The 25,716-nt window shown below is 72.7% G+C and carries 18 protein-coding genes and 1 tRNA gene; 6 read left to right on the top strand and 13 right to left on the bottom strand.

The features are described 5' to 3' along the window. Nucleotides 1-104: 104 nt before the first annotated feature. The 5 genes from D7D94_RS01725 to D7D94_RS01705 all read right to left on the bottom strand — a co-directional run bounded on the left by D7D94_RS01725 (nucleotide 105) and on the right by D7D94_RS01705 (nucleotide 4,178). On the bottom strand, nucleotides 105-380 hold the full coding sequence (locus D7D94_RS01725) for a hypothetical protein (RefSeq protein WP_156240942.1): 276 nt from the start codon (nucleotides 378-380) through the stop codon (nucleotides 105-107). Between the two features lie 7 nt (nucleotides 381-387). Beyond that, the gene (fliS, locus tag D7D94_RS01720; RefSeq protein ID WP_156240941.1) at nucleotides 388-804 is read right to left on the bottom strand and encodes a flagellar export chaperone FliS; all 417 of its coding nucleotides are present in this window, start codon (nucleotides 802-804) and stop codon (nucleotides 388-390) included. 54 nt (nucleotides 805-858) lie between these two features. Next, nucleotides 859-2,226, bottom strand: coding sequence for a flagellar filament capping protein FliD (gene fliD, locus D7D94_RS01715; protein WP_156240940.1), 1,368 nt, complete (start codon nucleotides 2,224-2,226; stop codon nucleotides 859-861). Between the two features lie 94 nt (nucleotides 2,227-2,320). Beyond that, complete coding sequence (locus D7D94_RS01710) at nucleotides 2,321-3,235, bottom strand: flagellin N-terminal helical domain-containing protein (RefSeq protein WP_156240939.1); 915 nt, start codon at nucleotides 3,233-3,235, stop codon at nucleotides 2,321-2,323. Between the two features lie 106 nt (nucleotides 3,236-3,341). Next, nucleotides 3,342-4,178: a sigma-70 family RNA polymerase sigma factor gene (locus tag D7D94_RS01705; protein WP_281349327.1), complete on the bottom strand. Its 837-nt coding sequence runs from the start codon at nucleotides 4,176-4,178 to the stop codon at nucleotides 3,342-3,344. 103 nt (nucleotides 4,179-4,281) lie between these two features. Here D7D94_RS01705 and csrA point away from each other — a divergent pair, with 103 nt between their 5' ends. Both csrA and D7D94_RS01695 read left to right on the top strand, forming a co-directional pair. Beyond that, the gene (gene csrA, locus D7D94_RS01700; RefSeq protein WP_156240937.1) at nucleotides 4,282-4,530 is read left to right on the top strand and encodes a carbon storage regulator CsrA; all 249 of its coding nucleotides are present in this window, start codon (nucleotides 4,282-4,284) and stop codon (nucleotides 4,528-4,530) included. A 75-nt stretch (nucleotides 4,531-4,605) separates the two neighbouring features. Beyond that, nucleotides 4,606-4,679: transfer RNA gene (locus tag D7D94_RS01695), tRNA-Met, on the top strand. Nucleotides 4,680-4,962: 283 nt separating this feature from the next. Here the strand turns inward: D7D94_RS01695 and D7D94_RS01690 are convergent. Further along, nucleotides 4,963-7,899, bottom strand: coding sequence for a UPF0182 family membrane protein (locus tag D7D94_RS01690; RefSeq protein WP_156240936.1), 2,937 nt, complete (start codon nucleotides 7,897-7,899; stop codon nucleotides 4,963-4,965). 52 nt (nucleotides 7,900-7,951) lie between these two features. Continuing rightward, entirely contained in the window at nucleotides 7,952-9,070 is a 1,119-nt protein-coding gene (locus tag D7D94_RS01685) for a YlbL family protein (RefSeq protein WP_425486976.1), read from the bottom strand. A 122-nt stretch (nucleotides 9,071-9,192) separates the two neighbouring features. On the opposite strand from D7D94_RS01685, the gene D7D94_RS01680 reads away from it, so the two are divergent. After that, the gene (locus D7D94_RS01680; protein ID WP_425486975.1) at nucleotides 9,193-10,599 is read left to right on the top strand and encodes a zinc-dependent metalloprotease; all 1,407 of its coding nucleotides are present in this window, start codon (nucleotides 9,193-9,195) and stop codon (nucleotides 10,597-10,599) included. Nucleotides 10,600-11,392: 793 nt separating this feature from the next. Here the strand turns inward: D7D94_RS01680 and D7D94_RS01675 are convergent. Both D7D94_RS01675 and nudC read right to left on the bottom strand, forming a co-directional pair. After that, entirely contained in the window at nucleotides 11,393-13,099 is a 1,707-nt protein-coding gene (locus tag D7D94_RS01675) for an ATP-dependent helicase (RefSeq protein ID WP_156240934.1), read from the bottom strand. Further along, nucleotides 13,096-13,992, bottom strand: coding sequence for an NAD(+) diphosphatase (gene nudC / locus D7D94_RS01670; RefSeq protein WP_156240933.1), 897 nt, complete (start codon nucleotides 13,990-13,992; stop codon nucleotides 13,096-13,098). Before nudC ends, D7D94_RS01675 begins: the two co-directional genes overlap by 4 nt. 64 nt (nucleotides 13,993-14,056) lie before the next feature. Between nudC and D7D94_RS01665 the strand changes: the two genes are divergently transcribed. After that, complete coding sequence (locus D7D94_RS01665) at nucleotides 14,057-15,313, top strand: phosphotransferase (RefSeq protein ID WP_216648677.1); 1,257 nt, start codon at nucleotides 14,057-14,059, stop codon at nucleotides 15,311-15,313. 33 nt (nucleotides 15,314-15,346) lie between these two features. Here the strand turns inward: D7D94_RS01665 and D7D94_RS01660 are convergent, their stop codons facing one another. Both D7D94_RS01660 and D7D94_RS01655 read right to left on the bottom strand, forming a co-directional pair. After that, nucleotides 15,347-18,805: an ATP-dependent helicase gene (locus tag D7D94_RS01660; RefSeq protein ID WP_156243258.1), complete on the bottom strand. Its 3,459-nt coding sequence runs from the start codon at nucleotides 18,803-18,805 to the stop codon at nucleotides 15,347-15,349. Between the two features lie 8 nt (nucleotides 18,806-18,813). Then, nucleotides 18,814-22,041: an ATP-dependent helicase gene (locus D7D94_RS01655; RefSeq protein WP_156240932.1), complete on the bottom strand. Its 3,228-nt coding sequence runs from the start codon at nucleotides 22,039-22,041 to the stop codon at nucleotides 18,814-18,816. A gap of 134 nt (nucleotides 22,042-22,175) precedes the next feature. Here D7D94_RS01655 and D7D94_RS01650 point away from each other — a divergent pair, with 134 nt between their 5' ends. Continuing rightward, on the top strand, nucleotides 22,176-22,400 hold the full coding sequence (locus D7D94_RS01650; protein WP_156240931.1) for a DUF3107 domain-containing protein: 225 nt from the start codon (nucleotides 22,176-22,178) through the stop codon (nucleotides 22,398-22,400). Nucleotides 22,401-22,423: 23 nt separating this feature from the next. On the opposite strand, the gene D7D94_RS01645 is transcribed toward D7D94_RS01650, so the two are convergent. Continuing rightward, nucleotides 22,424-23,158, bottom strand: a complete 735-nt coding sequence (locus tag D7D94_RS01645) for a ferritin-like fold-containing protein (RefSeq protein WP_156240930.1) — start codon at nucleotides 23,156-23,158, stop codon at nucleotides 22,424-22,426. Nucleotides 23,159-23,360: 202 nt separating this feature from the next. Between D7D94_RS01645 and D7D94_RS01640 the strand changes: the two genes are divergently transcribed. Beyond that, complete coding sequence (locus D7D94_RS01640) at nucleotides 23,361-24,761, top strand: DEAD/DEAH box helicase (protein WP_156240929.1); 1,401 nt, start codon at nucleotides 23,361-23,363, stop codon at nucleotides 24,759-24,761. Nucleotides 24,762-24,820: 59 nt separating this feature from the next. Here D7D94_RS01640 and D7D94_RS01635 read toward each other — a convergent pair whose 3' ends face one another. Next, nucleotides 24,821-25,696: a PHP domain-containing protein gene (locus D7D94_RS01635; RefSeq protein WP_173024219.1), complete on the bottom strand. Its 876-nt coding sequence runs from the start codon at nucleotides 25,694-25,696 to the stop codon at nucleotides 24,821-24,823. Between the last annotated feature and the right edge of the window lie 20 nt (nucleotides 25,697-25,716).

Here is a 25,716-nt window from a genome sequence, read left to right as displayed (position 1 = left end):
CCGGAAGAAGCGGGTGGCGTGGCCGGTCCCTGGCCAGGTCGTCGAGCGATCCGTGCTCTGCGGCGGACTATCGTGACAGGGGCGTCACGACGTAACCGCGGATGTCAGCCTTCGATGTCGAGAAACGCCGGCGTGCTCGCGTGAGCGGATGGCACGCGACGGAGGGCGGCGATCTCGCGTCCGATCTCCGCCTGCGAAGCGGTGAGCTCGGCCATGCGCATCTGCTGGCGGGCCAGCACCGCGCGCGCTCGCTCGACGAGCTCGTGCGGCGGTGGGCCGGGCGGCGGTGCGAGCGGCTGCGGCGCCGTGTCGGCCGGCGCGTCGAGGGCGCGCTCGAAGCGGTCGAGGATCTCCTGCCAGGCCGCGAGGTTCGCCGACACGGGCGCCTCAGCTCGCGACGGCGACCTGCGGCGCCGCCTGCGCGGTCACCTGCGCCGCGGCCTGGTGCCAGGCGTCACGGAGGGGCGCGACGAGCTCGCGGCACTCCGTCGTCGCGGCGCGGTCGCGGGAGACGTTCGCGGCGATCAGTCGCGTCGTCAGGTAGGTGTAGATCCCGCGGAGCTGCTCCGCGCCATCCCACACGTCGGTCAGCGAGCCGTTGAGCTCCGCGACGATGCTCTGGGCGTGAGTCAGGTGCGGGCCCGCCGCCAGCCACTCGGACGCGTCCTGGGCTGCCGCCGCGCGGTCGATGTCGACGAGCAGCCGGTCGTACAGCAGGGTGACGAGGCGCTCGGGAGAGGCGGACGCGACCTGCTGCTCGAGGTACTGCTGCTTGGCGCGGGCCAGGGCGGCGGTGGAGGGCATCGGGGCTTCCTAGCGGTTCGGATGGCGGACGGGACGGGTGGCGTGGGCTGGCGGTCAGGAGGAGGAGTCGGGCCTGAGCGAGGCGAGCTGGGAGCTGAGCCACGACGACTGCGACTGCAGCGTCGAGAGCTGCGTCTCCATCGCGGTGTACTGGCGCTCGAGGGTCGCGCGGCGCTGCTCCAGGCGCAGATCCCAGCGCGACACCTGCGTCTCGAGCGCCTTGACCTCGGACTGCTGGCCGGTGATGCGCTGGGTGAGCATGCCGTCGTATTTGTCGGAGTACTGACCGGCCACGTCGTCCACGCGCGCGGCGACCGCGGCGAAGACGGCCTGCGTGCCGGCGGGGTCGGCGGCCATCGCCTCGCCGAATTTCTTCGCGTCGAAGGCCAGCGCGCCGTAGCGGTCGATCGAGATGCCGATCGAGGAGGGCGAGACGCCGTCGACCGGGTGCTGCACCGCGTTGGCGAGCGCGCCGCGGAGCGCCCGCACCGTGCTGTCGCCCGTGAAGACGCCGAGGGTGGTCTTGCCGCCCGCCTCGGCGACGGTCGCCTTCGACCCGTTGTCGATGCGCTTGAGGAGGTCGCCGATCTGCTTGACGAAGTCGCCTGCGGTCTTCGCCTGGGCCTCCGTGTCGATCGCCACGCTCACAGTGACCGGGTCGGCGCTCGCCTTCGTGACGGTGATGTCGATGCCGTCGGCGAGGCCGGTGAACGTGTTGCTCGCGCTCGTGATCGCCTGCTCGGCGGCGGTGCCGGCGAACAGGCGGATGCGAGCGTCGGCGCCCTGTGTGAGGACCGCGGCGCCGGTCTCGGTGGCGACGTCGCGCGCGGTCCCCGCGTCGACATCGGCGGACGTGCCGCGGTACAGGGTGAAGGCGCCGTCCTCACCCGTCGTCGTCGATGTGAGCTGCAGGCGCGAGAGCGGGTTGCCGTCGGCGTCGACACCGCCGGAGACCACGGTGGCGGTGATGCCCGCATCGGCGTCGTTGATCGCCTTCGCGAGGTCGACCGCACTGGTGCCCTCGGGGGTGATCTCGGTGGTCGTGCCGTCGGCGGTAACCAGCGTGAACGTTCCGCCCCAGGAGCCGGCAGGGGCTGCGGCGGTGACGACCGCGTGCGACGTGGCGACGGCGTCGACGACGACGCTCGTCGAGAACGCGCTCGCGGTGGCGCCGGCGGTCACCGTGACGTTCTCTGAGGACGACGACGCGCGGAACGAGGCGAGCGAGTTCGCCTTCGCGGCCGTCTGCGCCTTCGTCGCGAGGTCCTGCAGCGAGGTGTTGAGCGACTGCAGGTTCGAGATCACGGAGTTGCGGTCGGTGATCCGAGCGGCGACCTGCTTCTTCGGGATCGCCGCCACGTCCATGAGCGCGTCGATGATCGCGGCGGTGTTGAGGCCGGATGCGAGGCCGTCGATCTTCATCCGGGAGAGCCTTCCGTCTGCGGGAGCGGGTGGTGCAGGAAGGCGCTCGGGCGGAGTGCGAGACTCCGCCCGAGCGCCACCTCAGGCGGGATGCTCAGCGGAGCAGCTGCAGCACGCCCTGGCCCGACTGGTTGGCCTGCGCGAGCATGGCCTGGCCGGCCTGCGCGAGGATGTTCGAGGCGGTGTACTTCACCATCTCCGACGCCATGTCGGTGTCGGCGATGCGGCTCTTCGCGGCCGACAGGTTCTCCGCCGACACGTTGAGCGAGTTGATCGCCGACTCGAGGCGGTTCTGCGACGCACCGAGGCCGGCACGCTGTTCCGAGATGTTCTTGATGGCGGTGTCAAGAATCTCCACCGAGTTCTGCGCCTCCGCCGTCGTCTCGACTGAGAGTGCCGAGGCCGTGACGGCCGCACCATCGGCGGGGAAGGTGACGACGGCGCCGTCCGTCGCCTCGCTGCCGTCGCTGCCTGTATACGAGAGACCCGTCAGCGCCTTTTCGAGGCCACCCAGCGTGACCGCGATCTTCGAAGCGGCGTCACCGTCCGCGCCGACCTGGAAGTTCAGGGTCGTGGGAGCATCGGTTGCTGCGTCGAGCAGCTTGATGCCGTTGAAGTTCGTCGAATCCTTGATGCGGCCCAGCTCGGATCCGAGAGAGTCGAGCTCCGTCTGAATCGCCTTGCGCGAGTCGGCATTGTTCGAGTCGTTCGCGCCCTGCACCGCGAGGTCGCGCATGCGCTGCAGGATCGAGTGGACCTCGGTGAGTGCGCCTTCCGCGGTCTGGATGACCGAGATGCCGTCCTGAGCGTTGCGCGCGGCGACGTTCAGGCCGTTGACCTGCGAGCGCAGGCCCTCGGAGATGGCGAGGCCCGCGGCGTCGTCCGCGGCGCGGTTGATGCGGAGACCGCTCGAGAGCTTCTCGAGGGACTTCGACACGTCGTTCTGGTTGGATGACAGGTTGCGGTACGCGTTGAGCGCCCCGACGTTGGTTGCGATCTGAAGACCCATGTGATTCCTCCGTGGTTATGGGCGTGGTCGCAGGCCCATCCGTGGGCCTGCATCCCCACCATTCGCGACGGAGTCGCACCCGCGTAACCGCTCGTGCCGAGATTCCTCAGAGCCGGGCGCCGTCCCGCGATCCCGCGGGACCGAAGAGCTTCTCGAAGAACGTCGCGCGCGTCTTCGTCGAGCGGTTGGGCTCCGCGCCGGTCTCCCACGCGTCCATCGCCTCGCGCATGAGCGTGAGCGCGGTCGCACGCAGCTTCGAAACGTAGGCGTGGCTGACCTCGAGTTCGGCGGCGATGTCCTTGACCGTCCGATCCTCGACGTAGACCCCGCGGACGATGCGCCCCATCGGCTCCGGCAGCGCGGCGACCACGCGCTCCAGCATCGCGCGGTTCTCCGACTGCTCGACCGCATGCTCGGGCAGGATCACGCTGGCGGTGAGATCGACGGCCTGCCGCCCGTCCTCGACCGCGAAGTGCTTCTCGAAGCTCGTGCTGGTGCGCACCATCTCGTCGAGGCGCAGCATCTCCTCGACGGCCGCCGCGTCCAAGCCCGTCTCCCGCGACAGCTCGGCGACGGTGGCCTCGCGACCGGTGCGTGCGCGGACGAGCTCTCCGGCCATCCGCAGCCGTTCGATCTTCTCGCGCCCGCGCACGCCGGCGGGGTCGGCCGAGCGCAGCTCGTCGGCGATCGCCCAGTTGATGTGGTTGCGGGCGAAGGCACCGAAGGGGATGCCGCGCTCGGGCTCGTACAGCTGCGCCGCCCGTGTGAGGCCGAGCCCCGCCGCCGAGATCAGGTCGTCGAGGTGCAGATGGTTCGCCGAACGCGCCTTCTCGGTCGCGAGGAAGATCGCCAGGGGCATGTTCTCCCGCGCGAGCGCGTCGGGAGACGTCTTCGCCTGCGGACCCCCGTCCCAATCAGGCGAAAAACTGGAATGACCAGGCACTTCTTCTCCGTGTCATATTCAATTTCTTGCGCGAGGAAAGCTATCACAGCCAGAAGTCGCCTTCCGACACGGGGCGATCCTGCGGCGGAAGTAGGCTGATCGGATGCTGGTGTTGACGAGACGGATCGGCGAGCGCGTGCTCATCGGAGACGACATCGAGGTGACCGTCCTCGACGTCAAGGGCGACAGTGTGCGCATCGGCGTGCAGGCCCCGCGCACGACGCGCATCCAGCGCGCGGAGATCGTCGCCGCCGTCGAGCAGGAGAACGTGGCAGCGGCCGGCTCCGCGGAGGACGCGACCGCGGCCATCCTGCGCGCCCTCACCGGCAGCGCACCCGACCCCGAAGGTTGACGCCACGCCCGGGATGCGCCGCAGGGACCGCCCGATTCGACCCCTCGTCGAAGCCGTGTTAGGCTATTCATGTGCCGCGGGGTGGAGCAGTTCGGTAGCTCGCTGGGCTCATAACCCAGAGGTCGTAGGTTCAAATCCTGCCCCCGCAACAAAGAGAAGGCCCGGATCCGTAAGGATCCGGGCCTTCTGCTTTCCCCCTCGCGTGCTGCCCGGTGCACACCGCAGGAGATCCGCGCCCACTCCCCCGGCGGATGGCCGTGGTTCCGCGGCGACGCCCGCCACAGCGGCTCGAATCTCCTGCAGTGTGTCCCGCTCAGCCCGGGGCCTGCGCCCGCCTCCGCTCCGCGTGCGGCCGTCCCCGCCCGCGTGACTACCGGGATGCGCCGAGGCCCCGCAGGATCGCTCCTGCGGGGCCTCGGCGCTCGTGCGGGCCTACTCGGCGGGTGCGGCCTGTCCCGACTCGTCGAGGAACGTCAGCAGGCGCTCGACGGCGTCCGTGAGGTCCTCGTCGGCCTGCGCGTACGCGACCATGTCGTCGGCCGCCAGCGCGTCCTGCTTCGCCTGGATGGCCTCCTGCGCGTCGGAGAGCGCCTGCTCGTAGGTGTCCGTGGACGGCGGAACCGGCCGGCTCGGCTGCTCCGGCTGCTCCGGGTCCGCGGGCTCCATCGGCTGGTCGGTCTCCGGGTCGACCGGAGTCACGTCTTCGTCGCCGGTGTCGGCGCCCGAGTCGCCGCCGAAGAGCACGTCGAGCGACTCCGCGAGGGTGTCCTCGAAGGCGAGCTGGTCGCCGAATGCGACGAGCACCTTGCGCAGCAGCGGATACGACGTGCCGCCCGTGGACTGCACGTACACCGGCTGCACGTAGAGCAGACCGCCGCCGACGGGCAGCGTCAGCAGGTTGCCGAGGCTCACGTCCGACGCGCCGATGGTGAGGATGTTCATCTCGTTCGCGATCGCGGAGTCCGAGTTGAACGAGTTCTGCACCTGACCGGGGCCGGGCACGGTGGTGTCGGCCGAGATCTCCAGCATCGTGAGCTTGCCGTAGTCGTCCCGCACGGTGCCCGCCTCGCTGCCCGCGTCGGAGTTCACGCCGAGGTATCCCATCAGCACGTTGCGCGTGCCGCCATCGGGGATGAACGTCGTGAACATCGAGAACGTCGGGTCCTCCTGACCCGGCATCCGCATCGAGAGGTAGTACGGCGGCTGCAGCTGCTGGTCGCTCGTCGGGTCGTTCGGCGTGGTCCACGCGTTGTCGCGCTGGTAGAAGGCCCGCGCGTTGTCGACGTGGTACGTGCCCAGCATGGCGCGCTGCACCTTGAAGAGATCGGTCGGGTACCGGACGTGGCTCATGAGCTCGCCCGACATCTCATCGATCGGCTTGATGGTGTTGGGGTAGATCTTCTGCCACGTCTGCAGCACCGGATCCTCCTCGTCCCACGCGTACAGCGTCACGCTGCCGTCGTACGCGTCGACCGTGGCCTTGACCGAGTTGCGGATGTAGTTGATCTCGTCGATCAGCAGGTTCGGCGTCGGATTGGTCGAGTCGCTGATCGCCTGCGAGAGGCTCACCTGCGAGGAGTACGGGTACGTCGCGCTGCTCGTGTAGCCGTCGACGATCCAGACGATGCGGCCGTCCACGACGCTCGGGTACGGGTCGTTGTCGAGGGTCAGGTACGGAGCGGCCTTCTGCACGCGCGTGAGGGGGTCGCGGTCGTAGAGGATCTGCGACTCCTCGTTGACGTAGTCGGAGAAGAGGATCTGCTCGGACTGGAACTTCAGCGCGTACAGCACGCGGTTGAAGAAGTTGCCGACACTGGGCCCGCCGTCGCCGGAGAACGTCGTGTTGGTCTGGGTCTCGCCCTCCTCGCCGGCCGGGTAGTCCAGCTCGACCGGATCGGAGCCCTCGGGCGCCCCCACGATCGAGTAGGCCGGGTTGTTCTCGCCGAAGTAGACGCGGGGCTCGTACTCGAGGTCGGACAGCACGCCCGTGGACGGGATGTTGCTCTCGATGAAGACGGGCTCGCCCTCGTTCGTGCGCTCGTTGCCGCGCGCGGCGACCATGCCGTAGCCGTGCGTGTAGACGAGCGTGGTGTTGTTCCAGGTGCGCGCGTCGGCGTCGAGCTCCTCCATGTCGAGCTCGCGGACCGCCACGACCGTGTCCTGCGTCTCGCCGTCGACCTCGTAGCGGTCGACGTCGAGGGTGTCCTGGAAGCCGTAGTACGCGCGGAACTGCTGCAGCTGCTGCACGGTCGGGCCGATGATGGCCGGGTCCATCAGGCGGATGGACGCGGTCGTGTCCGCGTCATCGCGCAGCTGGCCCGCTGCGGCGTCGGTCTCGGCCGCGAACGGCACGTTCTCGATGCCGTCGAGGCCGTATGCGGCGCGCGTGGCGTCGACGTTGCGCTGGTAGTACTCCATCTCGAGCGCCTGCTCGTTCGGGCGCACCTGGAAGGTGGTCACCGCCCACGGGTAGCCCACGCCGACGACGAGCGACGTGACGATGAGCAGCGCGGTCGCGATGAGGGGGTAGCGCCAGCGGCCGATCACGGCGGTGACGAAGAACAGGATGGCCACCAGCGCCGCGACGATCGAGAGGATGGTCTGGCCGGGGATGACCGCGTTCTCGCCCGCGTAGCCGGGGCCGGTGATGCGGTCGCCCTGGTCGACCATCGTGTAGTAGCGGTCGAGCCAGAGGCTCGCCGCCTGCACGAGCAGGTAGAGACCCGCCGTGACCGCGAGCTGGATGCGCGCGGGCTTGGAGATGCGCAGCTCGCCCTGACCGATCCGCACCGACCCGTAGAGGTACGCCACGAGGGCGGTCACGAGCAGGCAGATGAGCACGACGGCCGAGAGGAAGCCGATCACCGCCGCGTAGAACGGCATGGCGAACATGTAGAAGCCGGTGTCGAGGCCGAACAGCGGGTCGGCGTCGCCGGTCGGGGTGCCGTTCGCCCACAGCCACGCCGTCTCCCACTGCGAGGAGGACGCGAAGCCGGCGAAGAACCCGAAGAAGACGGGGATGCCCCACATCGCCAGGCGGCGGAGCGGCTCGACGACCTCCTGGTAGCGGTCCAGCTGCGAGCTGAGACGGGCGTACACCGGGCGCAGTCGGTAGGCGAGGAAGATCGCGAGCCAGACCGGGCCCGCCATCCCGACGAAGCCGACGGCGAACATCACCACGCGTGCGGTCCACTGCGTGAGCAGGACCGAGTCGAAGCCCAGCTGGTCGTACCAGAGGAAGTCGGTGTAGAGCGAGGCGAAGACGAAGAAGGCGACGACCAGCGCGGCGATGACCGCCAGCGAGATCGTCACGATTCGTCGGAAGGGGGACGGGGTCGTGGCCGGAGTCGGCGCCGAGGTCGAGGTCACTCCTCCATCCTAGGCGCGCCCATCCGGCCCATCACCCGGACATAAGGAACGCTCAGCCGGAGCAGGTGGCGAGGTCGCCCGTGTCCCCTGCCGCGATCGCGTCGACCGACGTCAGCGCGTCGTCCAGGGTCTCGATCGAGAACACCTGCAGGCCGTCCGGCACGTGGCCGACGACCTCGTCGCAGTTGGATGCCGGGGCGAGGAAGAACTCCGCGCCCGCGTCGCGCGCGCCGTGCAGCTTCTGGCGGATGCCGCCGATCGGGCCGACCGTGCCGGCCGCGTCGATGGTGCCGGTGCCGGCGATCTCCTCGCCGCCCGTCATCTCCCCCGGGGTGAGCGTGTCGATGATCCCCAGCGCGAACATCGTGCCGGCGCTCGGGCCGCCCACGTCGTCGAGGCGGATGGAGACGTCGATCGGGAAGTCGAACGCGGTGGTGAGGTACACGCCGATGAGCCAGGTGCGCTCCCCGTCGATCGTCGCCTCCTCGGGCGTGATCTCGAGGTCGCGGCGCTCCCCGTCGCGCTCGACGGTCAAGGTGAGCGGGTCGCCCTCGCCCGCGGCGACGACGGACTTCAGCTCGTCGACGTCCGCGACCTCCTGGCCGTCCGCCGCGAGCACGACGTCGCCCTCCTCCACCACGCCGACCGCCGGGGAGTCGTCGCCGGTCGGGCCGACGACCTCGAGCCGCGCGCCGACGTCGTAGCCGAGCTCGGTGAGCGCGGCGGCCGTCGCCTCCGCCTGGGAGTCCACCATCATCGCGGTGTTCTGCTCCTCGCGCTGCTCGCTCGTCTGGCCGGCCGGGAACACCGAGTCGATCGGGACGACCGCGCGCGACCCGTCGAGCCAGGCCAGGGCGAGCTCGAACCACGACGGCGTCCGCTCGCGGTTGCCCACGACCTGCACGGTGGTGAGATCGAGGGAGCCGGAGGTCTCGTAGGTCTCCGCGCCCTTCACGGAGATGAGGGGCGTGATCTCGCCGTCGGCGTCCTCGACGCCGCCGATCGTGTCGTAGACGGGACCCGGCTGCTCGATGACATACCCCGTGGGCAGGAAGGTCAGGACGACGAGCGCGATGAGCGCGACGACGAGCGCCCAGATGCCCGCGACCGTCCGCCGGGGGGCGACAGCGCCCCGGGCGCGAGCGGGCGGCGTGCTGTCGATCGAGGTCACGGGGGTTCCTTCCGCCGTCGTTCGCGGGTGGCGTAAGCACATCCGCCGCGCTGCGGGAGGAGCACGGACCGGCGCGATTAGCCTAGATCGCACGGACCGAGACCGGCTGAAAGGCGGCTGACGTGACAGACGACGACAGGACTCCCGACGAGGAGTTCCAGGAGCTCCTGCGCCGACTGATGAGCGGCGGCGCCATCGACCCCGAGCAGCTCTCGCGGATGGCCGGGATGCAGATGGATCCCGCGATGCTGTCGCAGATGATGCAGCAGTTCCAGGGCATGTTCGCCGGCGCGCAGGACGGGTCCATCTCGTGGGATGCGACCAAGCGCCAGGCGTTGCACCTGGCGAACCAGGACGGCCTCGGCGTCACCGACGGCCAGCGCACGGACCTCGACCAGGCGTTCACCCTGGCCGGCCTGTGGCTCAGCGAGGCGACGACCCTGTCGCCCACGGCGGAGCTGCCCCGCGCGATCACCCGCGGCCAATGGGTCGAGCAGACGCTGCCGGTGTGGCAGGAGGTCGCCGAGCCCGTCGCCACGAGCATCGCCGACGCGCTCACCGAGGCGCTCCGCTCGCAGGCGCCCGAGGAGATGCAGGACGTCGTGCAGAGCGCCGGCCGCCTCATGCGCGGCGTCGGCGGCTCGCTGTTCGCCACACAGCTCGGCCAGGTCGTGGGCAAGCTCTCGCTCGAGGTCGTCAGCGGCTCCGACGTGGGCATTCCGGTCATGCCCGCGGGGACGGCCGTGCTCCTCCCCCAGAACTTCGCCGAGCTCGGCGCGGGGCTCGAGATCCCCGACGACCAGCTTGCCCTCTACATCGCCGCGCGCGAACTCGCATCGGCCCGTCTGTTCCGTCACGCGAAGTGGCTGCGCCTGCACGTGCTGTCGCAGATCGGCGACTACGCCCGCGGCATCCGCGTCGACACCGACGCGCTCGAGGAGATGGCCTCCCGCCTGGATCCGACGAACCCCGAGGAGCTGCGTCAGGCGCTCGAGAGCGGCGCGCTCCTGCCGCAGCAGACGGAGGCGCAGCAACGCGCCCTCGCGCGCCTGGAGAACCTCCTCGCACTGGTGGAGGGCTGGATCGACGTCGTCACGGCCGACGCCACGTCGCGCGTGCCCCAGCTCGACCGCATCGCCGAGGCCATCCGCCGCCGTCGCGCGGAGGGCGGGCCGGCCGAGGACGCGCTCGGCGCGCTCGTGGGCCTGCGTCTGCGGCCGCGCCGCATGCGCGAAGCGGCCGCGATGTGGCGCGCCGTCGGCGAGGCCGTGGGCATCTCCGCACGCGACAGCCTGTGGGACTACCCCGACCTCATGCCGACGTCGGAGGACATCGACGACCCGGCGGCCCTCATCGCGCGGCTCGAAGCGCAGGCGCGCGGCGAGGCGCCTGCAGCCGACGACCTCGACGACGCCCTCGCGCAGCTGCTCCGTGAAGAGGCCGACAAGAGCGAGGATGGCCCCGCCGGCGGCTCGCAGGACCGCGACGACGACCCCGACGCGCGTCCGGAGGGCGACCAGCCGGTCTGACGCTCCGTCCACAGGCGGCGCGGCGCGGTCTCACCAGCCCGTCGCCTGTGGACAGCCGCCGCGGCGGACCGAGCGCGGGAGCACAATCGCGCTATGGCGCATCTCTCGCTCGACCCGGCATGCCTCCCTCTGTGGCGGGACGTCTCGACGCTTCAGCTCGGGCTCGAGGGCGCCATCCGCATCGAGGGGCCGACCCTCTGGCAGGAGCGGCTGCTCGCGCGTCTCGTCGACGGCTTCGACGAGGAGGAGCCGGGGCTCGCGGCCGCGTTCGGCGTCGCCGAGCGCGAGCTGCGCGCGTTCCTCCGTCGCATCGCCCCGGCGCTGCGCCGCGAGGCCGCGCCGGCGGCGCTGCACATCGTCACCGCCGACGGCGTGGAGCCCGCGACCGTCACGGCGCTCTGCGACGCGCTCACCGCGTGCGGGTGGGCGCCGGAGTGGGTGACGGTCGCCGCGGTGGCGCCGCGCGTCCCCGCGGTGCTCGTCGCGCACCACGCGGTCGCGCCGAGCGCGTGGGTGCCGCTCCTGCGGGAGGACGTGGTGCACGCGCCGCTGGTCTTCTCCGTCGAGAGCGCGGAGGTGGGACCCGTCGTCCGACCCGGTCGCTCGCCGTGCCTCGGGTGCCTCGCGGCTCATGAGCGCGAGCGCGACCCGGCGTGGCCGGTGCTGACCCTGCAGCTGCTCGCGCGCCGGGCGCCGCAGACGCCGACGCCGCTGGTGGTGTCGGCGGCGACGCTGCTGTCGGAGCTGCTGCGCGCGTCGCGCGCGGACGACGACACCGCCCGCTCCGCGCGGCTCAGCGCCGACGGCCGCCGACGGTGGCGGAGCCATCGGCACCACGCAGAGTGCCTGTGCCGATCTCCGCGAGGAAGCGAGACGGCTCCCGCTGCATCCGTCCCGATGCCGAGCCGCGGGGCCACGACAGCGACAGCGATCGCGCGGCGCGCGTGATGCCCACGTATGCCAGACGCCGCTCCTCGTCCACGCCCTCGAGCGTCGTGGCGTACGAGATCGGCAGCATCCCCTCGGCGAGTCCGAGCAGGTGCACGTGCGGCCACTCCAGGCCCTTCGCCGCGTGCAGCGTCGAGAGGGTGACCGTCCGCAGCGGCGGCTCGTGCTGATCCTTTGCGCGGGCGAGGAGGTTCTCGGTGAACGCACGGAGGGTCGTCCCCGTCGGGGCCTCCTCGGCCAGACGCAGGATGGCCGCACGCGCCTCCCACGCGTCACGGAGGGCGCCGCCGGCGACGGGCGGCTCGTCGTCGTGGCCGAGGCTGCGCAGCACGTCGCGGACGGTGTCCGCGAACCCCTGCTCGGTGGGCGCGACCGAAGCTCCCCGCAGCGCCATCAGCGCCTGCCGCACCTCGGGCATGTCGAAGAACCGACGCCCGCCGAGCACGGTGGTGGGGATGCCGCGGCGCGCGAGCGCGTCCTGGATCTCGGCGGACTGCCCGTGGGAGCGGTAGAGCACCGCGATGTCCGACGGGCTCGCGGTCTCCAGCTGGCGTTCGATCGCCGCGGCGACGCCGTCGGCTTCGAAGTGCTCGTCGGAGTACGCCGTCACCACCGGCGTGTCGCCCGCGACCGGACCCACCGCCTGCAGCCGCAGCGCACCGGGCCGACCGCGCATGAGCGCGTTGGCGACGTCGACGATGGCGGGCGTGGATCGGTAGTTGCGCTCGAGGCGCACGACGGTGGCATCGGGATGGCGCCGCTCGAACTCGAGGAGGAACCGCGCCTCGGCGCCGGTGAAGGAGTAGATCGTCTGGCTCGCGTCGCCGACGACGCAGATGTCGCGCCGGTCGCCCAGCCACAGCTCGAGGAGCCGGTTCTGCAGCGGCGAGACATCCTGGTACTCGTCCACGGTGAAGTGCCGGTACTGCTCGCGCACCGCGCGGGTCACCTGGGGCTCAGCCTCCAGCATGCCCGCGCACGCCAGCAGGACGTCCTCGAAGTCGAGCTGGCGCCGCGCGTCCTTGAGCGACTCGTACGCGCGCATGAGGTCGAGGAGCACCGTGGGCCGGATCCCGCCCACCGACCGCTGCAGGGTGGCGTACTGCTCGAGGGAGCGCATGGTGACCTTGCGCCACTCGATCTGCGCGGCGATGTCGCGCAGCGTCGCCTTGTCGGGGCGCAGCCGCAGCTCGTCGGCGGCGTGCGCGAGCAGGCGCACCTTGTTGTCGACGATGGTGGGGGCGACGTCGCCGGTGACCGTGGGCCAGAAGTAGTTGAGCTGCGCGAGGGCGGCGGCGTGGAAGGTCTTCGCCTGCACCCCCTGCACGCCGAGCGCGCGCAGGCGGCCACGCAGCTCGCCGGCGGCCTTCGCGGTGAAGGTGAGCGCCATGACCCGCTGCGGGCTGTATGCGCCGGTGTCGACGCCGTGGGCGATCCGATGCGTGATGACCCGCGTCTTGCCCGCGCCGGCGCCGGCGAGGACTGCCACCGGCCCGCGCAGGATCGACGCGGCCCTGCGCTGCTGCTCGTCGAGGCTGTCGAGAGCGCTCACGCGCCCTCGTACCAGGCGCGGATGAGTCCGTGCGCGATGGAGACGGCGCCGGGCAGCGCGATCGGCCCGCGGCCGGCGAACGCCTCGCCGATCTCCTCGCGGGTGAACCAGCGCACGTCGAGGATCTCGGTGCCGTCGGCGCGGGCCTCGTCGTCGTCCACCGCCGAGGCGAGGAACCCGAGCATGAGCGAGCGGGGGTAGGGCCACGGCTGGGAGCCGAGGTAGCGGATGTGGTCGACGCGGACCCCCGCCTCCTCCTGCAGCTCGCGGTGCACGGTGGTCTCGAGCGACTCGCCCGCCTCGACGAATCCCGCGAAGCAGGAGTACATCCGGCCCTTCCAGGCGGCGTTCGCGCCGAGCAGCAGACGCTCGCCGTCCGCGCTGGTGATCGCGACGATGACGGCAGGGTCCGTGCGCGGGAAGTGCTCCCGCCCGCAGCCCGGGCAGTGCCGCGACCAGCCCGCCTGTGCGAGCACGGTCAGCGTGCCGCACGCCGGGCAGAACGGCGCCTCGACGAGCCAGCGTCCGAGAGCGACGCCCACGACGAGCGCGTCGAGCTGGGTCCGCGCCAGCAGCGCGCCCACCTCGCGGATGCTCCGCCACGACGTCTCCGCGCCGAGCGGCTCGGCGTCGGCGGGGACCGCGGCCAGCAGCACGGCCGCGCCGTCGTCGCCGCGCCCGAGGAACGCCCAGTGCGGGCGACCCCCGACGTCTGCGACCTCGGCGAGGGCCAGCACGGGGGCGCCGTCCGGGGTGTCGAGCACGGGGGCGGCATCGCCGCGGACGACGAGGACGCGGGTCGCCGGATCGGCGGCGACGGAGTCGAGGAGGCCCGACGCGTCGCGCTCCTCCGCGCTCCTGTCGATCCTCGCAGGGGCGGGATGCAGGGCCATCGGGTACCTCTCTCGCGGGCGTGGCGCGGTGGGACGAGCGTCGCCGCGACCTAACCTGGTTCTCATGCCACGCTCACTCCTCACTCTAGCCGCGGCCGCGACGGCCGCCGTGCCCGGTGCGGAGGTCACGGGCGTCCGAGCCCTCACGGCCGGCGGCGCCGGCCGCTTCGACGCCGCGGTCGCCACGCTGTCGGATGGCCGCGAGCTGGTCGTGCGCGCGCCGGTCGACGAGGCCGCCGAACGGGAGATCGCCGCCGAGATCGTCGCGCTGCGCGCGCTGACCTCCGGCGTGCGGGAGCTCCTCGGCTTCGACGCGCCCGAGTACCACGGCGCGGTGCCGTTCGACGGGACGACCGCCGTGGTCACCGGCTTCGTCCGCGGCTACCAGGTGGAGGCGGCGCAGATCCCCGGCGGGCGCGGCATCGCCCCCTCGATCGGCCAGGCGATGGCGGTGCTCCACGCGCTGCCGGGATCGGTGGTCCGCTCGGCCGGGCTTCCGGTGCGCACGGCCGAGCAGTCGCGCGCCGACATCGAGCGCGTGCTCGACGCGGCGGGCGCCAGCGGCCGGGTGCCCGTCCGGCTCATGGTGCGCTGGCGCGAGGCCGTCGAGGACGACCGGCTCTGGTCGTTCGAGTCGTCGGTGTGCCTCGGCGGCACGCAGGCGACGTCCTTCGTGCTGTCCGACGACGTCGCGGGCGTCCCGCGGGTGGCGGGCGTGCTCGACTGGCATGGGCTCTCGATCGACGATCCGGCCGTCGACCTGCGCTGGGTCGCCTCGGCGCCGGATGCCGCCGACGACATCCACGAGGCGTACGCCGCCGCCGCGCATCGTGCACCTGACGGAGCGCTGCGCGTGCGCGCTCGCCTGCACGCCGAGCTGGAGTTCGCCCGCTGGCTCGTGCACGGCCTGGAGGCGCACCGGCCCGATGTGGTCGACGACGCCGCCGGGATGCTGGAGTCGCTCTCCGAGGGCGTGCGCGAGGACCGCCTGCTGGCCGGGCTCGGCGCCGCGACCTCCGACGTCGACGACGCGCTGGCCGCGATCGGCCGCGTGCCGCAGACCGCGCCGACGCCCGTCGACACCTCCATGCACACCGACGCGTACGACCCGGCGCAGCTGACGCTGGACGGCGAGACGGCGTGGAACACCGATCCCGCGGAGCCGGCGCCGACGACGGACACCGTGCCCGTGGTCGACCTGCCGTCCGCGCAGCCGGCCGATCGCCCCGCCGACGCCACCGTGCCGTTCGACATGGAGGCCTTCATCGCGGAGGAGCGCGCAGCAGGCCGACTGGCCGAAGGCGCGCAGCGGGCAGACTGACCCGTCGGCGACCGACCGTCGGCCGCCCGCAGGTCAGCCCCGCTGAGCGGCCTGCCAGCGCCGCGCCACCTCCTCCGCGGTGAGCACCCGCTCGTCTCGCAGCACGAGGTCGTCGGCGACGTAGTAGAGCGTGACGTCGATGTCCTCGAGCGGCACCCCGTGTCGACGGTGGTACGCGAGCCGGTACAGCGCGAGCTGCAGCATCCGCGCCTCCCGCTCGGCCGGAGTGCGCGGCGCGCGGCCGGTCTTCCAGTCCACGATCTCGATCCGGCCCCCTCGATCGTCGCGGAGGTACACGGCATCGAGCTTGCAGATGACGATGTGCTCGGGCGCGCCGTCGATGCTCGGCAGCGGGAAGTCGATCTCCGTCTCGACGGCCAGCGGGCGCAGGCGCGCCCACTCGCTCTGCAGGAACGTCTCGCGCAAGCGCTCGAGCGCCGCCTCGTCGGCCGCCGACACCTCGGTGTCGCGGCCCTCGTCCCAGACCTCCTCGTCCGTCTCCCACAGGGCGTCGTCGATGGCGGCGCTCGAGCCGGTCGTCCCCGAGCGCGCCTCGACCCACTGGTGGAACAGCGTGCCGATGCGCGTCTGCTGGTACGGCCGTTCCGGCATCGGGCGGGCGATCTGCGAGATCGTGCCGGTGTAGTCGGCGACGTAGTCCTTGAAGCGCGACGCGGGCACACGGGTCGGGGCGGCGAAGCGCCGCCCGCGCTCGCGCTCGGCGCGCTCGGCGAGCAGCCGCGCGAGCTGCGGAGACGGCGTCGCGACGGGCGCGGCCGCGACCCGCTCGAGCGCCGCGGAGATCCGCCCGCGCCGATCACCCAGCGGGTCCATCGGCCAGGACTTCGTCATCGCGGTCCCCTCGTAGGGGTTCTCCTCGGGATCGGTCTCGCCCACGGGCTCGAGGTCGAGCTCCTCGATGATCTCGACGAGGTACTCGCTCGGCGTCCGCGGCGTCTTCTGGCCGGCCCAGTGCGAGCCGGTGAGCAGCAGGTCGCCGCGCGCGCGTGTGATCGCCACGTAGGCCAGCCGCCGCTCCTCCTCGCGCTGGTACTCGCCGTTGCGCTTCTTGAACTCGGTGATCGCCGACGCCAGCGCCTTCTCCGCCGCGCGATGCCGCTTGCCCTGGTCGTCGCCCGCGGCGTCCATGGCCGACGCCGGGTCCCACTCCAGCCGGGGCAGCGCATCCCGGTCGCCGCGCAGGGTGAACGGCAGCACGCCGAAGCCCAGCCATCCGGAAGCGTCGGTGACACGGCTCGGCAGCTCGTCCTTCACCAGTCGGACGACGGCGACCGCGTCCCATTCCAGTCCCTTCGAGCCGTGGATCGTCAGCAGCTGCACGACGCCGGGTTCCGGCGGCTCGGGGCGCGGAACGAGCTCGTCGGTGCGCTCGGCCTTCTCGAGCCACGCCAGCAGGCTGCCGATCGTGCCGCGCTCGTCGGCGGACAGGAAGGCGCGCACCTCGTCGCCGAAGGCGCGCAGCTGCGTCGCGGCCACGCGGGCCGGCCCCCGGGTCTCGTTGGCAGCGAGCTCGATGTCGAGTCGCAGCTCGCTCTCGATGAGGCGGATGAGCTCGGGGATCGGCTGACCGGCCGCGCGCCGCAACCGCTCGAGCATCTCCCCCGCCGCGCGCAGCCGCGCCCGGCCTTCCGGGCTGATGCCGGCGAGCAGCCGGTAGTCGTCCCGCGCCGTGCGGAGGAACTCGACCGCATCGACGATCGAGACCGCCTCGTCCGCGCCGCGGGAGGCGCGGAGCCGATCGCGCACCTCGTCGGGCAGCGGGTTCAGGGCGCCGTCGCGCTGAGCGAGCACGGTCGCGAGATCGTGCAGCGCGCCCATGTCGGCCACGCCGACCGCGAACCTCGGGCCGACGAGGAGGCGGATGAGGGCGGACCCGGAGGTCGGATCGTGGATGACCCGCAGCGCGGAGACGACGTCGGTCACCTCGGGCGTGGACAGCAGGCCGCCCAGGCCGAGGATGCGGTGGGGGATGCCGCGGCGTCCGAGCGCGGCGGCGAACGTCTGCATGTGCCGCTTGGAGCGGAAGAGGATGGCGCCGGTGTGCGCGCGCGCACTCGCCTGCGCCTCGTGCTCGGCGCGGACCCGCGCGAACCAGTCGGCGACCTCGTCGGCCTCGTCGTCGACGGTCGCGGCGAACCGCACGCCCACGCGCCCCTCGCCCGCTCCCGGTCTCGCGGCGAGCTCCGGAACCGCGAATCCCCCCGCGCGCTGCAGCGGGGCGAGCACGCGGTTCGCGGCGCGGAGGATGCGCTGGTCGTTCCGCCAGCTCGTCATGAGGCTGTAGGACGCGGCGGAGCGGTCATGGGCGAAGGCACGGGCGAAGGCGTACAGGTTGTCGGCGCTGGCCCCGCGCCATCCGTAGATCGACTGGTGCGGATCGCCCACCGCCATGACGGCGGAGTCTCGGAAGAGCTCGGCGAGGAAGCGCGTCTGGATGACCGAGGTGTCCTGGTACTCGTCGAGGAGCACCACGCGGTACTGCTCTCGGAGCTCGGCCCGCACATCCGGCGCGCCCTCGACGATGTCGTACGCGCCGCCGACCTGGTCGGCGAAGTCCAGCACGCCGCGGCGCGCCTTCTCCGCCATGTAGGCGCGCACGAGCTGGACGAGCACGGGCATCGCCTCGAGGTGGCGCCAGGCCTTCTCGATGTCGCGGTCCTTCGTCTCGTCGACGTACGGCGCGACCGCCGCCGCCTCGACGGCGCACACGCGCTCGAGCTCGTCGAGGTCCACGCGGTGGTCCAGCACGTCGCCCGCCAGGCGCTGCACCGCGTCGACGAGAGTGCTGAGCGCCTTGTCGATGTCCTCGAGCCCGGTCAGCTCTGCCCGCAGCACGACCGCGCGGGCGATCAGCCACGAAGCCGACTGCGTGAGCATCGCCGCATCGGGGTCGCGGCCGATCCGGGCGGAGTGCTCGCGGACGATGGAGTCGGCGAAGGCGTTGTAGGTCGCCACCCGCGGCCGGATCATGAGGTCGTCGGCGGTGCGCGGCGCCACCGGGTCCCATCCGGTGGCGTGCCGCTCGGCCAGCTCGTCGAGGACCTGCCGTCGCACGACGTCGCGCTGACGCGGCGTCGACGCCGCGGCGATGCGGTCGAGATCGCCCCCGGAGACGATCGCCGGCAGGTGCGGGAGGAGCCCCCGACGGCCGAACTCGTCGATGAGCGACAGCCGGGCAGTGATCCGCTCGGCGAGCTCCCCCGCCGCCTTGCGCGTGAAGGTCAGGCCCAGGACCTCGTCCCTGCGCACATGCCCGTTGGCCACGAGCCAGACCACGCGGGCGGCCATGGTCTCGGTCTTGCCGCTGCCCGCCCCCGCGACCACGAGCGCCGGCGTCGGCGGCGCCTCGATGACGCGCTGCTGCGCCTCGGTCGGCATCGGCTGACCGAGTGCGGTGGCGATGTCCGTGGCGCGGATGCCGTGCCCGCCCGGCCAGCCGGACGCGAGGTCCTCCGCGCCGGGGGTCATCATCTGGATGGTCACGCGCTCACCGCCTCGATGGTGTGGATCCGACACGGGTGGACGCGCTGCTGCACGTCGGCGCAGTGCGTCTCCACCTGCGCCGTGAAGCTGGCCGCGGACATCCCCCGCGCCGCGTCAGCGACCCGTCGGAGGAACGCCGCGCGGGTCTCCGGCCCCAGGGCGTGCTGATGCGCGACGCGGTAGGGGCTCTTCGCGAGCGTCTGCGACACGATGACGAGCCGCGCGCCGCCGAGCGCGTCGCGGTCGGCGCCGTCGACGAGGCCCTCCTGGACGGCGATCTGATACGCCGCGAGCTGCGCATGCTCGACCACCGCGCCATCCGACGGCTTCTCGCTCTTGCCGCTCTTGAGATCGACCACGACCACCCGCCGCTCCGGCCCGTCGCCGTCCATCGCGAGCCAGCCGCGCGCGCGGGCGTCCGCGTGCTCCCCCGCGCCCGTCCGATACGTCTCGACGCGGTCGATGACGCCGCTGACCACGGCGCGGTGCGGCTGGCCGAGGTCGTCCCCCGTGTGCACGGCGGGCTCGACGGCCGGGGTGGTGTCGACCGCGAAGCGGAACGGCGCCTCGGCGGCGATCATCTCGCCGCCGTCCGCCCGCACCGCGCGCAGGTAGGCGTGCAGCCGGTCCACGTAGAGGTCCGCACGCCGCCGCTCCTTCGCCGCGATCCACGGCGTCTCGAAGTCGAGCTCGGGCCACCGCTCGGCCATCACCGCGCGGAGCACCGCGAGGTCTCCGTCGGGCGCCTGCTCCATCGCGGCGTGGAGGATCGTGCCGATCCCGGCCGAGGGCGGTGCGACGGTGTCGCCGCCGAGCGCGGAGATGACCCACCCGAGGCCGCACTCCTCGAACGCCTCCACCCGCGACGGCGACACGCGGGCCGGCGCCGTCTCCAGGTCGCGCAGAGGTGCATCGGTCGAGGGCGGCAGCACGCCGTACCACTCGAGCGGGTCGGCGCCGGGGACTCCGGCCTCGGCCAGCACGCGCAGCTGAGCGGCCGCGGCCTCTCGCGCGGCGTCGTCCTCGCCCGGCTCCGTCAGCGTGCGGCGGTGCCGCGCGACGAGCCCCCGCAGGGTGAGCGGATGGTCCGCGCGGTCGCCGTGGTCCTCGGGCGGGGGCGGGAGGAAGGAGAACAGGGCGCTCGGCCCGGTGTCGTCGTCGTCGACCGCGGTCACGAGCACGCGGCGCCGGGCGCGGGAGAGCGCGCGGACGAACAGGCGCAGCTCGTCGTGGAGCGCCGCCCGCCGGCGATCCAGCACGCCGAGCGGTTCGGGGCGCGGGGCGCCCGCCCGCAGCGCCGCCACCGCGTCGCTGAGACGCCAGGTGTCGAGGAGGCCGCCGCGCAGGCGCACGTTGGGCCAGACGCCGTCCTGCACGCCCGCGACCACGACCGCGTCGAACTCGGCGCCGAGGGCGTTCGCGGGGGTGAGGAGCGTCACGGCGTCGTCGCGGTCGGGCGCCGACAGCGTGTCCTCCGGCACGTCGCTGTCGAGGATCTCGCGGATGAACGGCAGCGGCCCCTCCTGCGGATTCCGCTCCACCGCGCGCTTGGCCGCGTCGAAGAGGGCCACGAGTCCGTCGAGCGCCCTGGCGGCCTCGGCCGCGAGCGGACCCTGCCCGACCGCGAGGTCGCGCCACGCGCGCTCGAGTCGGCGTCCGTCGCCCGTGCGCGCCCGATCCCACACGGTCCACAGCAGCTCGTGGATGGTCGCGCCGCGCTCCGCCTCCGCGTGTACCGCCTCCAGCGTGCGGGCGAAGCGCGCGGCCGTCCTGGCCTCCGGGGTGTCCTGCATGTCGAGGAAGAGGGGCTCGGCGAGCGCCTCGCGCAGGAGGGCGCGGGCGGGTCGGCTGCCGCCCTCGGCGAGCTCGCGATGGCGCAGCCGCGCCCGGAGGCGACGCAGGCCGACGCCGTCGAGGCCGCCGAAAGGCGATCGCAGCGCCTCGAGGAGCTTGTCGTCGTCGCGCTCGGCCGCGCTCTGCATGCCGAGCCGGACGGTCTCCACGATGTCGCGCACGACGGCCTCCGCGCCGAGGGGCCGCTGCACGCCCGCCGCGCGGGTGGGCACCTCGCGCGCGGCGAGCTCGGCCTCGAGCGCGGTGATCTGCCGCGTGTCGTGCGCGATCACGGCCATCCGCCCCCACGGCGTGCCGCCGATGAGGTGCCACTCGCGCAGCTCCCACGCGATGCGGTCGACCTCCTCATAGGGCGAGGTCGCGATGCAGGTCTCCAGCACCGCGTCCGACGGCACGTCCGGCCCGGGAGCGCGCCGGTGGGCGACGACGCCCGCCGCGCCGATCGCCTGCGTGACGGTGCGGGTCGCCCGCGTGAGCGCGGGAGCGGCGCGGTGCGGATGGTCCAGGACGTGCAGCGGGCCGAGCGCGGCGGACAGGCGCGCGAACAGCTCCGGCGTCGCGCCGCGGAACGCGCCCGACGCGATGTCGGGGTCGCCGAACGCGAGCACCGCCGCACCCTGCGCACGCAGGGCCTCGACGACGGCCACCCCGCCGCGCGTGAGCTCCTGCGCGTCGTCGACGAGCACGACGCGCAGGCGCTCCAGGCCCGGCACCCGCACTCCCTCGCGCAGCGCGTCCGCCGCCTCCGCGTACAGCTCGGAGACCTCGCGGTGCGGCGCGCGCATGCGGTCGAGCACGGCGCGGTAGTCGCCGAGGAAGTCGGCCACCGCCGCCCAGGAGTCGGAGTCGAGCGCGCGCAGGTCGTCGGCCGTCGCGCCGAGCTCGGTCATCTCCGCGACGAACGCGCGCAGCTCGGAGCGGAACCCCCGGGTCGCGCGCACGGGAGCACCGAGATGCGCGGGCCAGCGCGACGCGCCAGCGCGCTCGTCCTCCTCGTCTCCCGCGAGGATGTCGGCGACGATGCGGTCCTGATCGGCTCCGGTGAGCAGCCGCGGCGGCTCCGCACCGCGGCGGACGGCCTCGGCGCGCACGACCTGGAAGGCGAACGAGCCGACCGAGCGCGCGAGCGGGCCTGGGCTCGCCACCGGCACCCGCAGGCCCAGCTCGTCGCGCAGCCGCGTCGCCGAAACGCGCGTGGGAGTCAGCACCACGAGCTCGTCGGGCGCCACACCGGACTCGACGAGCGCGGCGACCCGGCCGACGAGCACCGCCGTCTTCCCCGTGCCCGGCGCGCCGACCACCGTGCCGGAGGAGCTCAGCGGCAGCGTCAGGACGGCGCGCTGGCTGTCATCCCATGTGGTGCTCGGCATGCCCTCCACGCTATCGAGGGGCGCCGACATCGCCCTGTGCGCGCCGTGTTCGCCCTGGGCGTGCACGCCGCCGGGCGCCCGTCGGGGTGCCGTAGGCTTTCGATGCACGAGAACCCCGACGAAAGGCAGTCACCGTGGAGATCCGCATCGGCATCACGAACTCCGGCCGCGAGCTGTCCTTCGAGACGTCGCAGAGCGCCGACGAGGTCAAGGCCGCCGTCGCCGCCGCCCTGGACGAGGGCGCGAGCCATCTGTCGTTCACCGACACCAAGGGCAACTCCTACTTCGTGCCCTCCGCGAACCTCGCGTTCGTCGAGATCGGCACCAGCGAGGCGCGACGCGTCGGCTTCGTCGGCTGAGCGCCGCTCGGTCTCGCCTCCGCTCAGGCGGCGAGACCGAGGGCGTCCATCCGCCGCGCGTGCGCGGCCATCAGCGCGGTGAAGACCGGCTCGACCACCTTCTCGACGTCCTCGTCTCCGCGGGCCTCGGCGTCGGCCATCCCCATCTGCAGCGCGCTGCGCGCGACGAGCAGCGTGTCGCCCACGAGGCGCCGTGCCCACATCGACAGCAGCGCGCGCCACTCCTCATCGCTCTCGATGGTCTGCAGCAGCAGGTCGGCGATCTGCTGCCGATCGTGGTCGGTGCGCAGCACCTTCGCCACCCGGCGTCCCCGCTCGCCGTAGCTGGAGGCCAGCGCGAGGTAGAAGTCGTCGAGCAGGCCGGCGGTGATGTGGACGGTGAGCATCGTCTCCCGCGGCCGCGCGCCGAGCGTCTCGCGGCGGAACGCGTCGAGCGACTGCTGGAACGGCGCCATGAGCGCCGTGGGGTCGTCGCCGCCCTCGCGGATCACGTCGAGGATGCCGCGGTGCTTGCGGAGCGCCGCGCCCGCGGCGAGCGAGAGCGCCTCCTTCTCCGCGAGGTCGGGGGTGGCGCGGATGAGCCGGGTGAGCGTCTCGAAGTATCCGAGCTGCAGGTAGGCGGCCTGGCCGAGGAACGTGCGCACATCGGGCGCGAGCTCCTGGAAGTCCACCCGCACCGCGTCGGAGAGCTCGCCGCGCGGTCGCAGGCGCAGCATCCGCACCGGGGGCCGACGCTTCCAGAACTGCCAGTTCGCCACGTGCGAAAGCCTACGTCCTGCACGCGGCCGGCACCGCGCCATCCGCCCTTCCGCTGGTTCCGGCGGCTGCTCCGCTAAAGTGGGAGCGGCCCCGGCGACGGATCGGGGCACCGCGCCTGTGGCTGAGAGGGCGTGGAAGCATCCAGCGGCGCGGCCCGCCCGGCATTCGTCGACCGGCCCGCCGAGACAGGCACACAACTCCATGACGTCATTCGCCGAACTCGGCATCGACCAGGACATCGTCGACACGCTGGCCGCCAAGGGCATCGTCGACTCCTTCCCCATCCAGGAGCAGACGATCCCGCTGTCGCTTCCCGGCCAGGACGTGATCGGCCAGGCCAAGACCGGCACCGGCAAGACCTTCGGCTTCGGCATCCCCGTCGTGCAGCGTCTCGGGCTGAACCCGGAGCCGGGCGTGAAGGCCCTCATCGTCGTCCCCACCCGCGAGCTCGCGGTGCAGGTCTACGAGGACATGGATCTGCTCACCTCCGGCCGCTCGACGAGCGTCGTCGCCATCTACGGCGGCAAGGCCTACGAGGGTCAGATCGACCAGCTGAAGGCCGGCGCGCAGATCGTCGTCGGCACGCCCGGCCGCCTCATCGACCTCGCCGGCCAGCGGCTCCTCGACCTCTCGCACGCGACCGAGGTCGTGCTCGACGAGGCCGACAAGATGCTCGACCTCGGGTTCCTCCCCGACATCGAGAAGATCTTCCAGCGCGTGCCCGAGAAGCGGCACACGCAGCTGTTCAGCGCGACCATGCCCGGCCCGATCATCGCGCTCGCCCGCCGGTTCATGGTCAACCCCATCCACATCCGCGCGACCGACCCCGACGAGGGCCTCACGCAGGCGAACATCCGCCACATCGTCTACCGCGCGCACGCGCTGGACAAGGTGGAGATCGTCGCGCGCATCCTGCAGGCGGAGGGCCGCGGCAAGACCGTGATCTTCACGCGCACGAAGCGCGCGGCGCAGAAGCTCGTCGACGAGCTGAACGACCGCGGCTTCAGCGCCGCCGCCGTGCACGGCGACATGGGCCAGGAGCAGCGCGAGCGCTCGATGGCGTCGTTCAAGGCCGGCAAGAAGGACGTGCTCATCGCGACGGATGTCGCCGCGCGCGGCATCGACGTCGACGACGTCACGCACGTGATCAACCACACGATCCCCGAGGACGAGAAGGCGTACCTGCACCGCGTCGGCCGCACGGGGCGCGCGGGCCGCACCGGCATCGCCGTGACGTTCGTCGACTGGGACGACCTGCACAAGTGGGCGCTCATCAACCGCGCGCTCGACTTCGGCCAGCCCGAGCCGACCGAGACGTACTCGTCGAGCCCGCACCTCTACACCGACCTCGCCATCCCCGCCGGCACGAAGGGCCGCCTGACGAAGGCGCCGATCACCGCCGCCGTCCGCACGACCGAGGGCGAGAGCGAGCGGCGGCCGCGCCGTCGTCGTCCCGCCGAGGACGGCGCCGCGCCGGCTGCCGCCGCCGAGGGCGCCGGCACGCACGATGGCGAGGGCCGCGAGCACCACGACGGCAAGCCGGCACCCGCGCGGCGCCGTCGGCGCCGTCGCCCCTCCGGGCAGGCGCCGCAGGGCGCGTGACGTCCCGGGCTCTGAGGAGCTGACCTCGACGCGCCTCGCGCGTCAGGAAGCCGAGCTCCTCAGGGCCGAGCCGGACGAGACCCGACGCCGGCCGCGATGATCCGCTCGACCATCGCGGCCGGCGTCGTGTTCTCCCCGGGGAGGTTCGGCTTGCCCAGGCCGTGGTAGTCGCTCGAGCCGGTCGCGATGAGGTCGCGCTCGGCCACCAGCTTCTGCAGGATGCGGCGCCCGCTCGCGGTGTTCTCGCGATGGTCGATCTCGAATCCGGCCAGACCGGCGTCGATGAGGTCGTGCAGCGTCGGCAGGGGGATCATGCCCGAGCGGCTCGACGTCGCCGGATGCGCCATCACCGGCACGCCGCCGGCCTCGCGCACGAGCGCGATCGCCGAGAAGACGTCGGGCGCCTCGTGCGGGACGTAGTACCCCTCGCGCGGGTGGAGGATGCCGGCGAACGCCTCGCCCCGGTCGGCGACGATGCCCGCCGCGACCAGCGCGTCGGCGATGTGGGGACGGCCGACCGTCGCCCCCGAGCGCGTCTGCGCCACCACGTCGTCCCAGCCGAGGTCGTAGTCGCGCGAGATGTTCGCCACGATCCGCTCGGCCCGGCCCATCCGGTCGCCGCGCACGTCGTCCATCTGCGCGCGCAGGTCCGCCGCGTCCGGGTCGAACAGGTAGGCCAGCAGGTGCACGCTCCGCCCGCCGAGGCGGGTGGAGAGCTCCGCGCCCGGCAGGAAGGTCATCCCCAGCGACACCGCGGCGTCCGCGGCCTCGGCCCAGCCGGCGGTGGTGTCGTGATCGGTGAGGGCGACCGTGCGCACGCCGTGCGCATGCGCGGACCGCACGACATCCGCCGGCGGCTCTGTGCCATCCGATCTGTTGGAATGGAGATGGAGGTCGGCCGGCTCCTCCACACTCGGTGCGCCCGCCTGGTCCATGTCCCTCATCGTACGGTGTG

Origin of the sequence: Microbacterium oryzae (assembly GCF_009735645.1) — a bacterium.
Taxonomy (GTDB): Bacteria; Actinomycetota; Actinomycetes; order Actinomycetales; family Microbacteriaceae; genus Microbacterium; species Microbacterium oryzae.
Note: the sequence above shows the minus strand (reverse complement) of the source record. Positions and strands in the feature narration are given on the sequence as shown.

Bases quoted from the DNA above. Each gene is read 5' to 3' on its own strand.
- csrA (WP_156240937.1), top strand. From the start codon at position 4,282: ATGCTGGTGTTGACGAGACGGATCGGCGAGCGCGTGCTCATCGGAGAC.
- D7D94_RS01655 (WP_156240932.1), bottom strand. From the start codon at position 22,041: ATGCCGAGCACCACATGGGATGACAGCCAGCGCGCCGTCCTGACGCTG.
- D7D94_RS01665 (WP_216648677.1), top strand. From the start codon at position 14,057: ATGCCACGCTCACTCCTCACTCTAGCCGCGGCCGCGACGGCCGCCGTG.
- fliS (WP_156240941.1), bottom strand. From the start codon at position 804: ATGCCCTCCACCGCCGCCCTGGCCCGCGCCAAGCAGCAGTACCTCGAG.
- D7D94_RS01710 (WP_156240939.1), bottom strand. From the start codon at position 3,235: ATGGGTCTTCAGATCGCAACCAACGTCGGGGCGCTCAACGCGTACCGC.
- D7D94_RS01660 (WP_156243258.1), bottom strand. From the start codon at position 18,805: ATGATGACCCCCGGCGCGGAGGACCTCGCGTCCGGCTGGCCGGGCGGG.
- fliD (WP_156240940.1), bottom strand. From the start codon at position 2,226: ATGAAGATCGACGGCCTCGCATCCGGCCTCAACACCGCCGCGATCATC.
- D7D94_RS01635 (WP_173024219.1), bottom strand. From the start codon at position 25,696: ATGGACCAGGCGGGCGCACCGAGTGTGGAGGAGCCGGCCGACCTCCAT.
- nudC (WP_156240933.1), bottom strand. From the start codon at position 13,992: ATGGCCCTGCATCCCGCCCCTGCGAGGATCGACAGGAGCGCGGAGGAG.
- D7D94_RS01640 (WP_156240929.1), top strand. From the start codon at position 23,361: ATGACGTCATTCGCCGAACTCGGCATCGACCAGGACATCGTCGACACG.